The organism is Neolewinella litorea (assembly GCF_004803465.1).
GTDB classification, from domain to species: Bacteria; Bacteroidota; Bacteroidia; order Chitinophagales; family Saprospiraceae; genus Neolewinella; species Neolewinella litorea.
Map to the genome: position 1 here is coordinate 1 of NZ_SRSF01000024.1, position 3,576 is coordinate 3,576.

Consider the following 3,576-nt stretch of genomic DNA (forward strand, 5'->3'; position numbering starts at 1 on the left):
GGCGGGTCACCAAGACCAAGGGGTCGTTCACTTCCGACACGGCGCTGATGAAGCTGCTGTACCTCGTCCAGCGCGACGTCACCGCCAAGTGGCAAAAGCCCATGCACAACTGGAACCGGATCCTGGCCCAGCTGGCCATCCTGTACGACGACCGATTGCGCCTGGACCTCTGAGCCGGCGGCGCAAGCCCTCCCGGCCCTGGTTCTAGAACCAGGGCCGGGAGGGCTTGACTTCCTTCTTCTTTTCCCTTAATCTTTAATCCTAAGAATTACCCTTGACACACTTTATGCAATACTCCCGCAGCGAGCCTTTCATTTTTCGCAAGGTTTTGGCCGTATTTGGCCGGTTTCTGGCGAAAAGTTAATATGCCGTCAACAATATAAAAAGATATTAGCCTACTGGTTTTCAACACTTTGCAAGACTGATTCATACTTCTTCAGGGACGACTATGTAATACTCGCTAGGCAAATAAAGGTAAATTTTCTGGCCAGATTCTTTGGTTTTGAACATAGCACATTGAAACGGTCTCAGCAGTGTAGCTACTCCGACAAGATCCAGTTACCAATTTTTGCTACAACAAATAAGCCAAGGTGAAAGCCGGTGATAATAATAAAAACTATTTCAAATAATTCCCACACGCTATTAAAATCACCTTTATTCCAAATATCACTATATCCGCCGTAAATGCCATATGATATTATGGAGCTCCAAAATGCAATGGATAAAATGTAATCTTTAAATTCCCACGTGTCTGACTCCATAGCAAGTTGGCTATTTTCACCCTCATCTTCCTGTTCAATCGTTGTATATTGATCTATAGGTATTTCTTCATTTGCATCGCTTAGGTTATCCGGTAATATATTATAATTAGTCCGGGGTTCTTCCGAATTGTCCTCGATTGAAATGTTCCCGCATTCAGGCGAAAAATTGTCAGGCTCATTTTCTACACATTGGGCTCCTCCTAAGCGCTGCGTTCGTTCATTCTTTCTTTTTATGTTATACAATTTTCTCTTTGCTGCTATCATAAAGTTGCCTGTGGGGTACCTTTCCAAGTATTCGGTCATGCTCTCAATCGTTGCGAGTTCCATAGCGTTATTCCAAAATATTTCTTCCTCTTTTTTTGCCTTCAACTTATCTAGAACCTCGGATTTGGGTCTATTCTGTTTCGAACGGTTATCATTTTGAATCCTGTTTACATACTGCGGGCTAACAGAAACGTCATTCTTTCTACCATAATGTGGAATCAAGTTGCTTTGCTCAATCTTTTTTTCTGAAAGTTTCAAAATACTATTTCTTGCTTCGCCTACAAATTGACCTGCTGGGAAAAATAATAAATATTTGCTATATTTCTCTTCACTATTTTCTTTCATTGCTTCTGACCATAATAACTCTTCTTCTCTTTTATTGATCGCACTTATATTCTCCCGCGCTTGGATTACAAATTTCCCTTTAGGATATCTGTCTACGTAATCATCGTAATAAAAAACCTTGTTCATTTCAAGTGCAATGTTCCAAATTTCATCTTCTTCTATAGTATAAATCCTTCCCTTAGCCGCCTGGCAATATTTACTTTTTGGAAACTGGTTTTTAAAATCTAAATAACCCCATTTGGTATTTTTGAAACACGCTTTTTCCCACTCAATTTCATCGTCAGATTTACGAGGCAAAAATTTTTTGTTAATCGAGAAATATAATTGGTCAGCGTTATTGAAGTTAGATTGCTGAGGAGAAGGTTTATTCTCCTTTATAAAATCCGTCTTTATTTTATTAAATATGTCCCGGAGGGAGCAATACTCTGTATCAGTTTCTAATCCAGTACCTAATATTTCTAAGAGCCGGCCGGTAAAGTAAGTCGGTGCCTTAGGATCTTCGTGAGGAAACAGTGACGGTTCGTCTTCTGCAGCGGAAGTCATTACGTAGGTTCCCTCAAAATCTTTCAGCCCTGCCTGTATTGAACTGGGAATATTATTCATCGCACCAATAATGGCCCCACTATGGCAAGAATCAATGATAACAATTTTTCTGCCAGCGAATGATCTCTTGATGTGCTTCTTGAAATCGTTAATATTTATACTGTCACTCTCCAGATATTTTTTACAAGTATGAAACGTTGTAAAATACAGGGTAAAATCTTCGGAGCTGAGTATTCCGTGACCAGTGTAATATACAAACAGGGTGTCCTTCTTATCTCGAGTTTGCTCAGTTAAATCCTTTAGCCTTCTTTCAATTTGAAGTTTAGTTTCGTTTAATGAAACAGAAATATTAGATTCCGGAATTCCTACCAGATTTTTATCAATAAGTATATTTTTAAACAGATTAATGTTGGCGACCACATTAGGTATGGACATAATAGAGGGATCCTCTGGAAACTCGCTTGTTCCAATTAATAAAACTTTGGTACGAGAATGGTCTATCATAACCATCACTTGTCATTTTGCTGTATTGAAGATACTACCTCTTTTAGTTCATCAGGTGACATGCTCCTACCGTGTTTAATTTCAACTTTTCCATGCTTCGTTGAAATAGTAATTACGGTTCTATAATTGCTCACATATTTTTCCAGGCATTTAACAAGTTCTACCAGTGGTTCAGTTGCTGCTTCGACTACGGTGGTTATGGAATTCAATATATTGCCATAGCCCAACTGACCAGAAAAGTGTTCGGCCCTATCTATTTCTATTGAATACACGCCATCGATTGATACCTTATCCATATAATTTTTAAGGTTTACAATTGACTGCTTTGACTTTTCAGCAGGTAAGACAATTTTTAATTCCATAGTTATGAATTTAATATAATTGCCGAGCAATAAATGTGCTTTTTTTACTTGGTTGGCGTTTGATCGAAATTGGCTTTGAGATTGATATTGAAGAATTAAAGTCAGCCCCGTATAAAAGAGAGACAATGGCAACCCAATCTTGTTGTGTCTAGCGCCCACTATAGATGGGATACTTGCTTTGATCGTAGCCATCTAAATTAGTGTCTACAAAGGAAAAAATGGCAACAGCGTCTCAAAAAATTTTAAGCCGTTAATGGAGCTTTACGCGGAATAATTATCTGTAAATAAGCCAAAGGCACATGCTTACCAGAATGTTCTACTGTCGGCATGTAACTTGTGATTGATCGAACTTCCATTTCCGACTGGCCGAGGTCTGTTTGACTACCCAATACCTCAGTTCTACTAAGCCGCCCCACTGTACTGGATTCTATAAGAAGCACCCAAAATCAAACTCATCTAGATGTAGGCTTCCCTCTCCATGATGGATTTAACCTAAAACCTAGGCTGTGTCTGAAAAATGTCTAGCGCCTACTTTTGGGGTATGCGTAGGTACGAAATTACGGATGAACAATGGGCGGCTATCGCTCACCTTTTTCCAGTTCGCCCCGCTGGAGCTAGAGGTCGACCCAGTCGCGATCACCGCACGATGCTGAATGGTATCCTCTGGGTACTCTTCAGTGGGGCGGCGTGGCGTGACATTCCAGCCCGATTTGGTTCATGGCAGACCGTTTATGACCGGTTTCGCCGCTGGAGCAAGGACGGCACCTTTGACGCAGTGTTGGACGAACTCCAGTGGA

The 3,576-nt window shown here is 40.5% G+C and carries 3 protein-coding genes; 1 reads left to right on the top strand and 2 read right to left on the bottom strand.

Features of this window, described 5'->3' with window-relative positions:
* Nucleotides 1–539: 539 nt before the first annotated feature.
* Nucleotides 540–2,417 (bottom strand): caspase family protein, encoded by a 1,878-nt coding sequence (locus E4021_RS17810; protein ID WP_168797679.1) that lies wholly within the window; start codon nucleotides 2,415–2,417, stop codon nucleotides 540–542.
* A gap of 5 nt (nucleotides 2,418–2,422) precedes the next feature.
* The gene (locus E4021_RS17815) at nucleotides 2,423–2,971 is read right to left on the bottom strand and encodes a hypothetical protein (RefSeq protein ID WP_136460842.1); all 549 of its coding nucleotides are present in this window, start codon (nucleotides 2,969–2,971) and stop codon (nucleotides 2,423–2,425) included.
* 349 nt (nucleotides 2,972–3,320) lie between these two features.
* Between E4021_RS17815 and E4021_RS17820 the strand changes: the two genes are divergently transcribed.
* On the top strand, nucleotides 3,321–3,576 hold a 256-nt coding region (locus tag E4021_RS17820), incomplete at its 3' end, for a transposase (protein ID WP_136460831.1).